At 34.4% G+C, this 15,294-nt stretch carries 20 protein-coding genes; 4 read left to right on the top strand and 16 right to left on the bottom strand.

The genetic code is table 11. From position 1 onward, the window contains the following. Positions 1-362 precede the first annotated feature (362 nt). Positions 363-725: a hypothetical protein gene (locus tag MHB65_RS07230; protein WP_342442930.1), complete on the bottom strand. Its 363-nt coding sequence runs from the start codon at positions 723-725 to the stop codon at positions 363-365. A 99-nt stretch (positions 726-824) separates the two neighbouring features. Next, a complete protein-coding gene (locus MHB65_RS07225; RefSeq protein WP_342442929.1) occupies positions 825-1,448 on the bottom strand; it encodes a hypothetical protein in 624 nt (207 codons plus the stop codon). A gap of 850 nt (positions 1,449-2,298) precedes the next feature. On the opposite strand from MHB65_RS07225, the gene MHB65_RS07220 reads away from it, so the two are divergent. Then, entirely contained in the window at positions 2,299-3,579 is a 1,281-nt protein-coding gene (locus MHB65_RS07220; RefSeq protein WP_342442928.1) for a hypothetical protein, read from the top strand. A gap of 274 nt (positions 3,580-3,853) precedes the next feature. Here MHB65_RS07220 and MHB65_RS07215 read toward each other — a convergent pair whose 3' ends face one another. After that, positions 3,854-5,530 carry a cold shock domain-containing protein gene (locus tag MHB65_RS07215; RefSeq protein ID WP_342442927.1) on the bottom strand — a complete coding sequence of 559 codons (1,677 nt, stop codon included), beginning with the start codon at positions 5,528-5,530 and terminating at the stop codon, positions 3,854-3,856. A 165-nt stretch (positions 5,531-5,695) separates the two neighbouring features. Further along, the gene (locus MHB65_RS07210; protein WP_342442926.1) at positions 5,696-6,583 is read right to left on the bottom strand and encodes a helix-turn-helix domain-containing protein; all 888 of its coding nucleotides are present in this window, start codon (positions 6,581-6,583) and stop codon (positions 5,696-5,698) included. A 185-nt stretch (positions 6,584-6,768) separates the two neighbouring features. Between MHB65_RS07210 and MHB65_RS07205 the strand changes: the two genes are divergently transcribed. The 3 genes from MHB65_RS07205 to MHB65_RS07195 all read left to right on the top strand — a co-directional run bounded on the left by MHB65_RS07205 (position 6,769) and on the right by MHB65_RS07195 (position 8,267). After that, on the top strand, positions 6,769-6,978 hold the full coding sequence (locus MHB65_RS07205) for a transcriptional regulator (RefSeq protein ID WP_342442925.1): 210 nt from the start codon (positions 6,769-6,771) through the stop codon (positions 6,976-6,978). A 14-nt stretch (positions 6,979-6,992) separates the two neighbouring features. Then, a complete protein-coding gene (locus MHB65_RS07200; RefSeq protein ID WP_342442924.1) occupies positions 6,993-7,331 on the top strand; it encodes a hypothetical protein in 339 nt (112 codons plus the stop codon). A gap of 351 nt (positions 7,332-7,682) precedes the next feature. Then, entirely contained in the window at positions 7,683-8,267 is a 585-nt protein-coding gene (locus tag MHB65_RS07195) for a hypothetical protein (protein ID WP_342442923.1), read from the top strand. Between the two features lie 80 nt (positions 8,268-8,347). Here MHB65_RS07195 and MHB65_RS07190 read toward each other — a convergent pair whose 3' ends face one another. The 12 genes from MHB65_RS07190 to MHB65_RS07135 all read right to left on the bottom strand — a co-directional run bounded on the left by MHB65_RS07190 (position 8,348) and on the right by MHB65_RS07135 (position 15,293). Next, positions 8,348-8,794 carry a hypothetical protein gene (locus MHB65_RS07190; RefSeq protein ID WP_342442922.1) on the bottom strand — a complete coding sequence of 149 codons (447 nt, stop codon included), beginning with the start codon at positions 8,792-8,794 and terminating at the stop codon, positions 8,348-8,350. Positions 8,795-8,915: 121 nt separating this feature from the next. After that, complete coding sequence (locus MHB65_RS07185) at positions 8,916-9,257, bottom strand: aconitate hydratase (protein ID WP_342442921.1); 342 nt, start codon at positions 9,255-9,257, stop codon at positions 8,916-8,918. Beyond that, positions 9,250-9,588, bottom strand: a complete 339-nt coding sequence (locus tag MHB65_RS07180) for a YolD-like family protein (protein WP_342442920.1) — start codon at positions 9,586-9,588, stop codon at positions 9,250-9,252. The genes MHB65_RS07185 and MHB65_RS07180 overlap by 8 nt, the downstream gene beginning before the upstream one ends. Positions 9,589-9,598: 10 nt before the next feature. Further along, positions 9,599-10,858, bottom strand: coding sequence for a UV damage repair protein UvrX (locus MHB65_RS07175; protein WP_342442919.1), 1,260 nt, complete (start codon positions 10,856-10,858; stop codon positions 9,599-9,601). Next, on the bottom strand, positions 10,855-11,076 hold the full coding sequence (locus MHB65_RS07170; protein WP_342442918.1) for a transcriptional regulator: 222 nt from the start codon (positions 11,074-11,076) through the stop codon (positions 10,855-10,857). Before MHB65_RS07170 ends, MHB65_RS07175 begins: the two co-directional genes overlap by 4 nt. Further along, entirely contained in the window at positions 11,057-11,347 is a 291-nt protein-coding gene (locus MHB65_RS07165; RefSeq protein WP_342442917.1) for a hypothetical protein, read from the bottom strand. Before MHB65_RS07165 ends, MHB65_RS07170 begins: the two co-directional genes overlap by 20 nt. A gap of 137 nt (positions 11,348-11,484) precedes the next feature. Further along, entirely contained in the window at positions 11,485-12,180 is a 696-nt protein-coding gene (locus MHB65_RS07160; RefSeq protein ID WP_342442916.1) for an N-acetylmuramoyl-L-alanine amidase, read from the bottom strand. Continuing rightward, a complete protein-coding gene (locus MHB65_RS07155; protein WP_342442915.1) occupies positions 12,180-12,437 on the bottom strand; it encodes a phage holin in 258 nt (85 codons plus the stop codon). The genes MHB65_RS07160 and MHB65_RS07155 overlap by 1 nt, the downstream gene beginning before the upstream one ends. Next, positions 12,427-12,726, bottom strand: a complete 300-nt coding sequence (locus MHB65_RS07150) for a hypothetical protein (RefSeq protein ID WP_342442914.1) — start codon at positions 12,724-12,726, stop codon at positions 12,427-12,429. Before MHB65_RS07150 ends, MHB65_RS07155 begins: the two co-directional genes overlap by 11 nt. A 346-nt stretch (positions 12,727-13,072) precedes the next feature. Next, positions 13,073-13,201, bottom strand: a complete 129-nt coding sequence (locus tag MHB65_RS07145) for a hypothetical protein (RefSeq protein ID WP_342442913.1) — start codon at positions 13,199-13,201, stop codon at positions 13,073-13,075. Between the two features lie 47 nt (positions 13,202-13,248). Next, a complete protein-coding gene (locus tag MHB65_RS07140) occupies positions 13,249-13,452 on the bottom strand; it encodes a hypothetical protein (RefSeq protein ID WP_342442912.1) in 204 nt (67 codons plus the stop codon). Beyond that, positions 13,452-15,293, bottom strand: coding sequence for a DUF6273 domain-containing protein (locus MHB65_RS07135; protein WP_342442911.1), 1,842 nt, complete (start codon positions 15,291-15,293; stop codon positions 13,452-13,454). Before MHB65_RS07135 ends, MHB65_RS07140 begins: the two co-directional genes overlap by 1 nt. Position 15,294 lies beyond the last annotated feature (1 nt).

The raw sequence follows: 15,294 nt of genomic DNA, 5'->3' as shown, positions 1-15,294 counted from the left end.
ATCTATAAATTCATTTCTTTCAATTATCTTGTTTCGGTTATAGTATCTTTTAAAAGAAATATCAAATTCTAAGAAAGTGTTATTAAGCTGATGAGCGAAGTACAGTGGGATTGTTCGCAGAGAGGTGGATCAAATGTTCCAAAGCACTAAGCATTTCATTTTAGAGTGCCTAATTTTACAATAAACTTCTAAATAGGATTTACTTATTTTCCTTTTTTGAAGTAATAAGTTGTATTATCATTTACTGCTTCGATTAAAAGCCTAAGAGATACATCGAACTTTCCAAAAAGCCACAATAGAAAACTGTATAAATATGCAATAAAAAAGATCAGGCTTTATGCACCTGACCTTTGCTATAGTTATTAATTTAACGGAATTGCCGGTACAACTTGTTCTGCATTAGGGATTGGTTGAGGATAAAAAAAGTTGCTTTCTCCATTAGATTGATTAATATATTTCTTTGATTCCTTGTACTGTTGTCTTAGTCGGTTTTCAAATTCTTTAGGTGTCATATTTTGAATGCTATTTAAAAACTTTTCTTTGTTTTTTTCTGGAATATACATTTCTATCCCATATTCTTTACTAAGTTTTATCAATATTTTATTGTAAGGTATGAGTAATAACTCAATATCATTGTCATATGTTGACTCAGCATTATAATGAGTAGTTGAACAAAAAACAGAAACCATGATACAAATCAATGTAATATTTATTATCTTCTTCATGCTTTTTCTCTCCTTTATTGTTCCTTTCCCCTTACTTATATCCGAATTATTTAATAATAAACACATTTTTATTTTTTTCATTTTTAAACAATAAGCCAACTAATTTGCATAGAATGTATTTGATGCTGTTAAAGAAAGTGCAAGTGCAACACCATTAGCATCTTCTGGATGTCCTCTTAGAGAGACTGTACAACTTTTTAAATCACTACTTAATTTATGTGAAGCACTATCAACTTCCCAATGATAACCTGTAAAACTTGATGGCCAAGTTGTTCCATATGATTTTATACTTTGATAAGTGAAAGTTCCTTGATTACCTGATGCACTAAAAACATTTGAGTTCAAGTACATTGAAGAATTATAGCTTAATGCAACTAGTTGAGTAATATTTTCACTAATAGATAATGGAGAAACCGCAGAGTCACTATTAGATAGCTTATCATTATAAAAATTATCTAAGAACTCTTTATATTGTTCTCTTAGTAATTTTTCTAATTCATCTGTGCTCATATCTCCTACATTGTTATAAAAGTGTTCCTTTTTTTCTGGATTAATATAAAATTCTACGCCAAATTCATTAGTCAGTTTATTCAGCACTTCCTGATATGGACTAATAGATTTTTCAAGATTTACATTTTCACTTGCAGACACACAGGTGATTAATGATAAGGAAATGCTCAAACATAAAAAGGATGTAAATAATAACTTTACAAATTTTTTCATAGTATGACCCCCAAACTAATTTTCCTGTATTTACATTTAAATACATATTAATACATGTATTCATCATTTTCAACCTTATATTTACACAATAAAGCTAAAATAAACTCTCAGAAAACCTGATTTGAAAGCGTTGTTTTTTTGACAAATGACATGACCGTAATGTTTCAGTTCTGAGTTCAGGTAGATAACGTATTATGTCATAAATACTAAGAATTGCTTGTTACAGTATATATACTTTGCGAAATTATCTAGAAATGTATTTTTATTTGATTTCTAAATAATCATTAAATTTAATAATACTTCCATTATTGAGTAATTCTTGATTTAAAATCTTAAATCTACATAAACAAACTTCATTTTTAAAAATGATTATTTAAAATAGATTTATCCTTTTTACTTAGCATGGATTTTAATAATAAAATTTGATTATTTTTGTACTTGTTATTCCTCTAAGCAATCCATTAGTTAAACAACTAATTTAAATCATTCTGTTTCTTATGTGAAACAGCAACTAATACTACAATCGAAGTCCCAACACATGGTGCATCATTTGGATCAAGTCCATCTCAAACTAGAGTTAAAGAATAAACTTCACATATTTAGATTACCAAGGGCATTTGCGAAATGACACCTAAATTCTCAACAGCTAATATTCCAATAGACATTCTATAATCTCCCCTTAAAACTAAAGGATAACGATTTAATGAAATGACATTTTCTACTTTTCAACTAAACTTGTTATTAGCTCCTACTTTAAGTTTGCAACTAATTTTCCAGAATTTTTTTGAAATCATCACCATCTTTTTTTCTCTTCATATTCTATAGAATCAGATTATTGAGGGGGAAACATATGGGGATTGAATTCACAGCTCTCCATTGGATTTACGTTGTTTTTATTGTGCTCATCATCGGTTTTATGGTTAAACGTCGCGATACCACCCTCATTTGTGTAGTAGGCATCTTTATGCTAGCGATTGTTGCGACTGGCGATTTTACTTCGTCCATAAGTGGTGTGTTTAACAGCTTTATTTATGCCATAACAGAGCTGTTATCAACGATTCTTATTATTTCGATTATCGTGGCGATGAGTCGAGTCATGATGTCTTCAGGTATTAATGAGGTTATGGTTGCACCTTTCACAAAGATCATTAAAACACCAGCACTAGCTTATTGGACGATTGGACTATTAATGATGTTTATTTCTTGGTTTTTCTGGCCATCACCTGCAGTGGCTCTGTTAGGGGCGGTGCTCTTACCTGTTGCGATTCGGGCGGGCCTCCCAGCACTAGGTGTTGCCATGGCGATGAACTTATTTGGGCATGGTATTGCGTTATCAAGTGATTTTGTCATTCAAGGGGCTCCAAAATTAACGGCTGATGCTGCTGGTATCCCTGTTGGCGATGTTGTTTCAGCCAGTATTCCACTTGTTATCACAATGGGCGTTGTGACGACAATTGTTGCTTATATTTTCTTACGACGTGATATGAAACGAGGCACTTTACTTTTAAACACTGCCAGCAAGGAAGACGAAGATAGTACACAAGCAATGGAGGAAAATTTACTATCGATCGGGCAAAAACGATTCTTTGCTGTACTTATTCCTATAGCTTTCATCCTGGATGTTGTTGCAATGTCTGTTTTTAAATTGCAAGGTGGCGATGCTACGGCTTTAATTGGGGGAACTTCTGTTTTTATTCTATTGCTGCTTAGTGTTGTTGCTCATAAATCAGAAGGACTAGAAAAAACAACAAGTTATTTGATTCAAGGATTTCAATTTGGCTTTAAAGTCTTTGGACCCGTAATTCCAATTGCTGCTTTCTTTTATCTTGGAGATGCTGGCTTTACACAGATTCTTGGTGATCACCTTCCCGCTACCTCACACGGTATTGTCAATGATCTTGGTGTAGGTCTTGCAGCAATCGTTCCGTTAACAAAGGAAATAGCTGTTGTCACGCTAGCAGTTGTTGGCGCTATTACAGGATTAGATGGTTCTGGCTTCTCAGGAATTTCTCTGGCTGGCTCTGTTGGCAGTTTGTTCGGCAATGCCATTGGTGAAGGAACGGCAACTTTAACAGCTTTAGGGCAAATCACAGCTATTTGGGTTGGTGGCGGAACACCACTGCCCGTGTAAAACAAATTAATTAGAGGCTGGGACAAAAAGAAAAAATGTTAGACCAAGATATAATTGTTCTAACATTTTTTTGATTTAGGAAGGCGTATTTAACTACTTGAAGTAAAAAAATAATATACATTTTTATTGTTTTTCAATATAATCGAGTTATGTCCCAACCTCTTTTTATAGTACTTTATTATCTATGCAAGCATATAACTCGTTTAGCACTATTTTACACATAATGTCAACCTATTTGTATCTGAACACAAAGTTTATGAGAGAATTCAAATTTTCAATTTAATATCTTTACATTTTTAGCTTGTAACCCTTTAGGAGTACTTATTATAGTGAAACTAACATTTTCCCCCATACTCAATGATTTATATCCTCTTTTATTTATTTCAGAATAATGAACGAATATGCTCTTTTCCTTTTCTGTTTCTAAGAATCCATACCCTTTATCATTATAGAAATTGGTAACTTTCCCGATTTTTTGGTTTGATTTAATATCAGATATTTTTAAAGCATCTCTAAAACTAGGGTGTATCTCCCAAGTGAACCCTTTGTCAGGATCAATTTGAGAGTTAAGAAGAGTGTGATCATCTTCAAAATGATGATGTTTATATTCATCATTTGTTAACTCTTCTCTAGCAGTAATGAACCCCATCCTAAAAAGAAAATAAGCTATATCCATTTCATTGGGGTCTCCAATAACACCTTCAATAGAAGGTTGCATTTTCGAAATAATATTATTTTTTATTAAATCTAATAACTCTTCTGTTGTATATCGAACTTGCTTTTTTGCAAAGATATTAATAAACTCTCTGATATTCGGGCTTTGGTGTTGATGTTCTCTAACAATATCTGTAATTCTCCTTTTTCCATATTCCTCTAAATTCGCTTTTAGTTCATATATACCAATTTTATCTTTCCCTTTCTTAATTGCAGCTTTGCCAGCGAAAGAGCAAAGGTGTATAGCCCATCTAGGTCTTCTGTTTGATAATGTATATATAACTACAGCTGGTTTTCTTTTACCTTTTCCCCATGGCAATATTGGCTTGAAAATTTCATTCATAATATATTCAATTTTTCTAGGATCATCAAAATTATTTTTTATGTACCCATATTTGTTATGATTTTTAACATGGGCTATAATATAGCTTTTTATCCTATTTGCAATTATATTCTCAACTTCATCTTCAGACCAACTTAAATCCATCATGTATTGAGGTTGATCTACTTTATCTAGCGCCTCATCCTCATCAGCAATTACAGTCCATACGTCTGTACGAATAGAAGCTCTAATAAATAATCCATTAACTTCTTGAATTAAATATCTACATGCAGTAAAAAAACTTGATAATCGTTTAGTTTCTTCTTGTGAATTATTAAAAGTTGCATCAATATCATCAATAAAAAACCAAACCCTTCGATCTTTTTTCTGTTGATATCTTTCTAGAAGAGCCAATGGATTTTCCATTTTAGGTTTGTCTAACTCTATTTTTCCAACCTTTCGTTTTAACCTTTCAACTAGGCAACCAATTATATTTTTTTCTTTAAAGCCTTCTAGTTCTGAGTTCTCTACCATAGTTATGGTATCATCTGTAAGAGCTAGAGATAAATTTTTCCCTATTTCAGCAGTTATTCTACTACAAATGGCACTCTGCCAAATATAAATTAATTGTTGAACATCCAAGGTTTGAGGAAAATTATTTTTTATTAGATCTGAACCTTTAATTTGTATAACTATATCATCTTGGTTAGCATTAACTTTTTCATAAGCAACTTTTTTTAAAAGTGCTGACTTTCCCATACCTTTTTTTGCTCTAACAATCCATAATTTATCCTCACTTCTAAAATAATCATAAACAGATTTATCTACAAAATAAGAATCTAACAAGTCTATGTCTTCATCTTCAGCTGCTAAATTACCAAATAATTTAGGGTCATCTAGTTTAATATTATTCATTTATGAACACCTCTAACATATATTTTTTCTACCATTCCCTTAATTATACATTATATATTTTTTTTACACATTTTAATTTTTATTAGGATAAGTTCTATATAATGTTTTTAATAAAAACACCCTATTTCATTAGACATCATATCGAGTTACAAGTGGGTATAAAAATCACCATACCAACCAATTATCCAAAGTCGGTCTACTAATTGATTGGTGATGACTATCACGCTCATTCAGCCAATTATAGAAAGGTACTGGGCGCTCTCTATCTGCTTTTTCTTCTATAGATGATGATTTATTAAGCTTCATACTTGAACGCTCTACAGCCTTGTTATATGCTCCTGTGAATACGGCTCGTAATGTGCTTGTGACTGTTAAAATACCTTCTTTAATATCCATAGCAATTTTGAAAATCACGTTCTTAGCTTTTATAAATTCAACCACAGAATTTACTTGTGAAGCTAAAACACATTTATGTAATTCATCTTTTAGTGAGTCTGATAACGGTAATGAGTGCATGAAATCAAATAGCATCACCTGGTATTCATTCATGTATTCCTTATGAGCTTCTTTTTCAGCGTGAGCATTATTATATATTTCTTGTAAAGTGCTTGTTTTATAAGATAAATGATTAAAAGATTTAGATGATTGGTTTTCAGTTTGTTGCACTTCGTCCTTACTCTCACAAGGCTTTTCAGCATTTCCACGCTTGGACATTGACGGTGGGACATTGTAAGGCAAAATAATGTAGATGCTTGCTCCTTGCCCACCTTTGCTTTTTACAGTCGTTTCTTTCTTAACGATCCCCAATGATTCCAGTTTTGAAATAGCTCGATAAACCGTCTTTGTGCTGATCTCCAATGCTGCAGCAATTGTGGCAGCTTTCAGGTGGCAAGCTCCTGGATATTCCAAAGCATGACTAGCAAGTTTGAAAACGATGGCACGTTCTGATTCCGTTAAATCGTAGTAATGAGCCGCCATGTGGTCCTCCACACTCTTATCCATATCTCCTACTGAATCGAATGTTATGTATTGTGCTAGGTATTCGAATGCCATTTGTGTTTCACCTCTTCTCCATCTTCAATTAACACATGAATAACTTTTGAAACTTTATAGTTACATTATACATAATTTAATTACCTTGTAAACACTTTATGATTTAATTTTCAACTTATTAGTTTACACTGTAATTTTTAAGTGTATAATTAAAGTATTAATATAAAACGAAAGATGGTGATAAAGTGGGTAAAACCGAAGAAATAAAAATACTTTTAATCAAAACAGGAAAGTCAGTAACAGAGGTTGCTGAAGCATTGGGGACATCATCACAAAACTTATCCAACAAAATGCGTCGTGATGATTTTAAAGTAAGTGAATTAGAAGAAATAGCTAAAGTATGCGGAGCGAAGTTTGAAAGTAGTTTCTTATTAGAAGATGGTACAAAAATATAAAAAAGGAGAATAACATGATTAAAACAGAAACCATTAATTTTTTAGAAGATTATATAAAAAACTATCCCTATTTAAATTCTCATCTTATTAAAATGACCATTTTTGATTGTAATATAAATGAGCAAATAAATTATTTTAGAGAATTTGGATTACAACCCAAATTGGAAACAAATTCAGAAATTCATTTTGATATCTTTAGAGATGCAATAGAAATCTCATTCTTCAACATTGAACCTTTACCATCAGGTATTAAAATTCACAGATGGGAAGACATGACAGCGGATTTAGTTGACAGAGAACGGTTATTAGAAGCAATTGATAAATACGTTGATTATATGACTAAAAAAAGATAACTAAATAGGGTTGTCGATATTTTGTTTTATCTATCCTCTAAATACCTATAGGACGGTGATAACGTGGATAAAAAACGATGCTATAATTGCAAAGCTATTTGTACTGGTTCTGCTACGAAATGTCGATTATGCGGGAGTAAAAAATTAGTTAAAAAATTAAATGACCAAAGTAAAACTATTCAATGTTCACTATGTTGTTCACCCATTCCAATTAGGAACGGAAAAGGATATTGTGTTTACTGCGATGATGAAATATACGAAAACAGATAACTAACATGGTTGTCTGTTTTTTTATATGTACATTTATATTTCTCTTTCTTAAAATGGAAATATAGAGGGAGGAATTTACATATGAAGAAATTAATCTTTAGTGCGGCAATAATATTAAGCCTTGGACTAGCAGGTTGTGGAGAAGCTGAAAAGCCGATTCCTAAGAACGAAACAATAGAGTACCCCAAGCCTACTGGCGACCAAAAAATTGAATATCCGATACCAAAAGAAAATAACGCTGAACAATCTGAAACAGAAGTCGAAAAAAATGAATCCAACGAGAATCAACAATCAACCAATATTGTTGATACGTCTTTCTTTAAATTCGCAAAGTCTGTTGAAGTAATTGATAATCGTGCTTCACAAAACAATTTACTTGTATGGATTGACTACTCTGCAGATTCCGAACCAGGTATGAGTACGCTTAATACACTAAATCAAGCTTTCTATTTCTTACAACAATCTGATGTCATCAATACTGGTACAGTCACCCTAGCAATTCGTGTGGATGATGTTAAAGTAGCTCAATTTAATGTAACACCTTCAAATGTAGACTTTAACAACACTCAACTCGGTATGGCTGATATTGTGGTCAATGGTAGTGAGATCGAATATTTGAATGAAGGTGTTAAAGCATTTGGGCAAGTAATGGAGATGTGGGATTAAAATTACAAGTGCAAAAAAAGACCAGGTACTCAATCGAGCGCCTGGTCATCTCTTTTAATTTAAATAACGTTCTATTTCCTCTAACCAAGTTTTTCCACCATAAACAACAAAAGTTGTTTCATTACCTTTCGTGTCAAAATCTTAATTCTTTGAGAGATAAGAAGATTTAAGCCAAGCTCAGCTCGATCTACATCCTTCAAACTAATTTCCCAATATAAATTAGGATTAATATTCAGAGCATGAGCGCAAAAGATAAGACGTTGATTTGTTAATAGCAAACGTCCGCCATCTGATTTAGTTGCACTATAATAGATATTCGCCATGCCTGAGCGTATCGGTAGCTCATTCACACCCATCTCGATTTCATGAAAAAATATTTTTTTATAGGTTGGTTTAAATTCATTTAGATCATATGTAAATTGTTTCGTATCAGTGGTGATGATGTAACTCCCACAGTATTCACATGACTTATCGCTTGGGTTAAATACTGCAGCACAGTTTGGACAATTCAAAGCTTTAACCATCATTTCATCGCTCCCATGTATTTTTAAAGTCGACTAGTCTTTTATAGAATAGTATACTTTTTGTTACCAATAATACCAATGATTTTCACATTATAAAAACCAGGATCTCAAAATAAAGTCCTGGTCACTTTTTGACATAACTAACAATTAGCTTTTCGACTTGCGTTTTCAACGCTTGATTAGCATACCGAAGAATTACATCATTACCTGCAGTGGCAACTTGCACGTCGCTGAAGTAATCATCTACCCGTTTCCACCCTACAACACGTATACGTCGCTTGAATAGTTGTCCTTTGAGGTCAAAATATTCTTGTCGAAGTTCTTTCAATAAAGAATCCATTAGTGGCAAAAATACAATTTTCATTTTAAATTGTTCTAATTTATTGTAGTCAACTTGTAATGATTTGACTGCTAATTCTAACAAAAGATATTTGTGTAGCAATTGCCTCTCATCAGCTTTAATCATAATAATCAGCATCCAGGTGAGCTGATTGAATGCTATGAATTGGAATGTGTTTTGTTTTAAGTAGTGAATCAAGTATGAGTTCATTAGTATTTAAATTAATTGATTTTATAATTCCAGTCCATTGTGTTGTTTTACCTGCTGCCCATACATCTAATTTTACTTCCAGTAGCTGATTATAAGCTTGCTCAATTGTTTGTTGTATATCCTCCAATTCCCATTCAGTCAATTCTCTTTGTTGTACAGTAAAATCATTTTTATATTCTTTTAGAAAGTCCAGATGCTCAGGCATCATCATAGCTCCCCATTTGATATTGCCCCTGTCTTTTATCATCAAATCACTCCTATGCTAAATGTCCGCCAACCAAAGAATCACGGTTGATAGCTGTACCCGCACTCGTATATGAGACTGCTCGTAATAATGCAGTTGCTCCAAACTTATTACGAATCGCATCCATCGTTGGCCCAATAAGTTGACGTTGTGGCTTTCGCTCATCGAATAAATCTAATTGGATACTGTGCTCCCGATCTAAATTGGAAATACGGACAGATAACTGGCGTGCTGGTTCTCCAGCAAAATGTTCGTCAAGTAATTCAATGCAGACTTTATACATTTCAAGTGTCTCGTTTGTAGGTGCAGATATTGTTTTAGAACGATGAAATCCTTTAGTCATAGCATTACGGCTGTATGATAGACCTAAGCTAATCGTGCGGCCAACAAATCCAGCATCCCTCGCTCTTTTCATCACATCCTCGCACATCTCTAAAAGTACTACTGATATTTCCTTACGAGTGTGATAGTCCCGCATCAACATTTGCCCTTTTCCAAAGCTTAGTGATGGATTCTTGACTAAAGGTTCACCTAGTTTAGACAGATCTATTCCCCATGCATGGTGATACAATTGATTGCCCATTACGCCAAACTGCTTTTCTAATTCATCTAAATCAGCATTTGCTAATCCACCAACCGTTTGAATTCCCATCTTATTTAGGTTAGCTTCCATCTGCTTACCTATGCCCCACATTTCTGACAAAGGGCGTACAGGCCATAGTTTTTCGGGAATGTCTTCATACGTCCATCTAGCAAAGCCCGTTTTCTTTGCCGAAATGTCCAATGCTAATTTCGAAATAAGCATGTTAGGACCCATACCAACCGCTGAAGGTACGTTAAATTGATCAAGTATAGCTCGCTGAATTTCCTTGGCAGTTTCTTCAGCTGTGCCCCACAATTTTTCGGTGCCAGTTAGATCAACGAAGCTTTCATCCACACTATAAACATGGATAGCCTCTGGAGGAACATAGTTCGAAATCAACTTTGTAATTGACATCGACATCTGAATAAAGAAAGCCATTTTAGGTTCAAACAGCTTAATATCTGGATGCTTAGGAATTTCATAACGTCGATTCCCTGTTTTAATTTTAAATCGTTCTTTCATGACTGGGGACGCAGCCAACACCACACTGCCTGGTTGGCTAAAATTACCGACAATTGCAATTGGATCTTTCAGTATATCCAACCCTTCTAACATGGCGATACAGCTAGCGTAAAAACTTTTCATGTCTATACAAATGATTGGTCTATCTGGCATGTCTTCATAGTTCATACAACATCACGCTCTTTTCGGAAAACGGGGTTAACAGCGAGTATATTACTGATTAAAAAAGTACGCTTTGCTTGTTTGGTAAAACAATAAGCTTGTAATGTGTCTCCAACCATCTTGATAATCTTGATACGTCTTTTTGAGACTGCACCACCTTTGGCCATATACATCATATTTACCAATTGATTACGTTGCATCGCTTTAACTAATTGATCTCGCATCTCTATTTCCTCCCATAACCTCACGTAATTTTAGTAGCTGATTAATAACGACATCTAAGCTTTCCACTTGATTAAAAATAAATGTAACTGGAGCCTCATCTATTTTTACTTTTTCATTCGTGCCAATTTTTAAAGATGTACCTACAGGTAATGGATCTACTTCTAGGAATTGAACAATTCCTGGGCTTTTAAATCTTTTATATCCAATTTGAATTGAAATATCTCCTACTCCAAATAGCAGTTGTGTATTGTTGTTAGTTATTATTGGCACAATGTATTTCCCCTTTTATTACTCTATACAAGAACATCTGTTTGTATACATATTAGAACAAACGTTTGTATTTTGACAAGATAAAATTTTTACCAATAAAAAAAGCCCATTACCAATTAAGGTAACGGGACATTGTTTTAAACGCTACGTTGAGCAATGATAATTTCTAAGCCTTTTAAATCTCCATTAGTTAGTGTACCATCATCGAATTTATCTAGGTGTGATTTATCAATAAGCTTTTTGTCCACCGCTTGCTTTAAATAGTCACGTACTGCAGCTTTAAGTGTTTCATTAGTAAATCGCATTGTGTCATCATCCTTTACAATATTATTTGGTGTTGAAGGTTGCATATTTGATTTAACCATTTGTAAAAAACTGCCCCATGGAATAGGTGCACTTGTGGAGCGCATCTTACTAGGGCAATTTTTACCACTGTAAAAGTTATGCTGGACTACATCATTGACTGTTAGGTTCTCTTCTTTAAGAATTTTTGCAACTAGTGATGCTGTATTTTGTACAGTCCTTACATAGTCCCCATCAGCATTCACACACATCTCGATATGGATTGCTTCGTTATTCCCCTTTGTACTACCTGCTGCCCAACATTGATAATCATGTGTAAATGATTGAATAGCTTCTTTATCATCCGCAGTCCAGTGCCAACTTGCTTGGCGACTATTACCGTTAGCTTGCAATCGAGCGTGATTGTCTGCTCCACTACCCTTGTTGGTATTGTCTGTCTCATGGATACATATTTTTTTACGAGTGTTTTTACGTCCTCCTGTAACTTTAATAGCAACTGCTGTAGATACTAAATGCTGTCTGATTATCATTATTTATCATCCTTTGGCTTGTCATAATTCAAAGCTTGCTCGCTGTCTGAAGTACCTTTGGTAGTCGGATCGATAATAATACCAAGTAGGCCCAAGATGCTTAATACGGTCTCCGAAATGGCTGTAATTTGTGCATTGTAAATAGTAATATCGACATTAAAAATGCCTGCGATCTGATTCGCAAGCACAAGTAGTAATGCAATTAATGACACCCAAAATTGTTTATGTTGAAGACGTACTTTCCAGTTAATTTTCATCTCTTTTTACCTCCAAAGTATCAATTCTTTTATGAGCAGATTTTACACTTTCATCAATACGTGCAACTTCTTTATCTGTATTGTTCCAACGTTGTTCACTAGCCCTTAAATCTACTGCAATTGAGTTAACTGATTGGTTGATATTATCTAACTTTGTTTCGATTACCGCGCTTTTAAATGCTTCACTTTTCACATCTTTATCACGACTTCGATTGAATGTTAAAAACCCAATGAATGCACCTAAAACGGTACAAATTATGCCGATTAAAGCTATTGTTTGACTGTCCATGTCAGCACCTCACTAAATAAAATAAGAGCCCCTATAAAGGACTCTTAAAATCAAAAGCTTAGATTATTTAAGTAATCATAATCTCCATAACCCTTAGGCAATGGATTATCATTACTTTGAATTACTATTTCTAGATTTCTATCTCTCCTATTCTCCCAATACTCTACTCTCTCTTTTATAGAAGACAAAAGTCCAATATCAAAGATGCAGTATGCGTTCCGATCATGATCAAATACAATTATCTGATGTTTAGTTTCCACATTCTTCACCTCTCTCAATGATTTCTACTTTAATTATAGGTAAAGAAGTATTGAAATTTAACAGGCTATGGAACATATTAAAAAATTTATTCAGTTAAAAAGCCGAGTCCAGAATCCTCCAAAATTTCTTTAACACCTGGTTGTAAAGTAGAAGGTATTTCATTATATGCTGTTTTACCAAGGATTACACGTTGTGCGAAAAACATTGCCATCATGATCTCACCTCCTTTAAAGTACAAAACAACCCATTTTATAAAGCGCATCATTCATATACCTTCATCGCAATTTCTGCAATAAGGTCCTCCATGAATTCCATACGCTCTCCAAGGACTTTATTTTGTGCTGTAAGTAATTGCTTTTCCTTTTCTAATCTTTCTATCGTTTCTCCTGGTGTTTCACCATTACCAACCTTTATTGTTTCACCCATAGAGCCATCAGATTCACGCGGTTTATATTCTAAAGCCATTACTCAATCGCCCCCGATATTAAGTGGATTTTATGATTAATCGTTGCATCTGGACGTGTTGTGGAGAGTTTGAGAATGATATTGTCCTTCGGCTCAGTCGCTTCATAGAAAAACGTATCCTCTACAATACCAACCGCATTTGGCAGAGGAGCCGTGTTATTAGGAGTGAGCGTTTCATATTGCTCTTGCTCTCCTGCAAGTTTCATTGATAATTCGACTTTTAAATCAAGCTCTTCATCTCTTTCAATGAATAATAAAACGCCCTTTGCAGATCCAGCAGGAGGTTTAATTTTATACCTCCCCACAGCATGCAAAATAGGCGTTTTCACTTCATTCTTTTTAAGTTTTATGGTCTTGCTGGTCTTAGCGCCATAATTGTCAATTACCTCAATAATAATTGTATTTTCACCAACTACCAGTTGAGAAAGCGATACATCGAACTCCCAAGCACCGCCTGGACCACTATAGATTTCAACAGGATTTCCACCGTTAATTTTTCTTGTTACTTTAACATTTGCGTTTGCGTCTTGATCAGACGACGTACCGCTGACCTTAAATTTATCTGCATCGACAACTCCTGCAGTTATTACCGCATCAACAGAAATCAATGGTGCTCGGTTAGGAATAACATAAAATGTACGCTCTACTGTGGTAGATTGTCCACCTTCGCTGTCAATTGCCCAAACTTTAAGTGTATGGGCTACTCCATCAGCTAAAACTTCTGTAATAGCGACCTCTCCATCAAACAGTTTTGAGCCTTTAAAAATTAACTGTTTCGATAGTGATATTTGTGTCTGGCTCAGATTTGTTGTTAGCACTTTACGAGGTTCGTTGTTAATTTGGTAATACACTGTGACTGATTGATCTGCATCGGTGTCGTGAGCATTGCCTGCGATGTTAAATGTGTCGTTTTCGTATAACGTTTGATTGTTGGTTGGTGACGATAATGTAATAGTAGGTGTTGCGTTATGGACGACTGTTCCATTTATAAGATTGGTCTCGGGGTTAATACACAACACTGGTCTTACATACACTCCTGCCAGTCCCGGGGAATAGTCTGCTAATAAATGACCAGACGCCACAACACGATAAACAGAATTGTTCGTTGACGGTGTAAGAGTCCAAAAAGGTTCTGTAGGCTTTGACAATATCGTGTCCGCAAAATATTTCGTCCACTCGGAATGAGATAACAGTCCAACGCGTGCAGTTACTTTCACTTCAGATTCTTTGTTCGGAAGACCGGCGTTCCATATTTTTTGTAATACCAATGATCTATCTGCCGCGGACAACGCGTTGTAATATTCGTTATTTAAATAACTGCGTATGCTACTCGTACCAAATACATTTTGATTAGAATTATCGAATTTCATTTCGCCTACATGTGTATTTTTAAACAAATACCCTGTACTCGGTTCAAGTAACGTCCATGGACTGCCTGCGAAATTAATAACCGTTCCGGGTGCTTGGTCTTTTAGTTTGCCGTTTGCTAGGGAAATCCGTTCAATGATTGTCGTGAAGGTTAGGTTAGGACCACCGTTCGTATCTGTAACTATGGAAAATCCACTTAAATCATCGCTTTTATCAAACGTCACATCATTCCCCGATTTATATGCAGATGTTGTCCCTTTATAAGTCAGTGTTGTTGACTTTACCCTACCTTGAAGGTCATAAATCAACACACGAAGTCGATAACGGTATTTTTGGAAATCTAGAGTGATGCTTTTTTCCGGTCCTGATGTAGTTAGTACAATAAAACTTGTAGATCCGCCATTTCTCACTAAGTTAAACGCGGTTGAATACGTGGTACTGAAACTATTGCTATCTACTAGTTCCCAAGCCATT

This window comes from Lysinibacillus sp. FSL K6-0075 (assembly GCF_038592945.1).
Taxonomy (GTDB): Bacteria; Bacillota; Bacilli; order Bacillales_A; family Planococcaceae; genus Lysinibacillus; species Lysinibacillus fusiformis_F.
The sequence above is the reverse complement of the archived record's forward strand: the minus strand, read 5'-3'. Positions and strand labels throughout refer to the sequence as shown.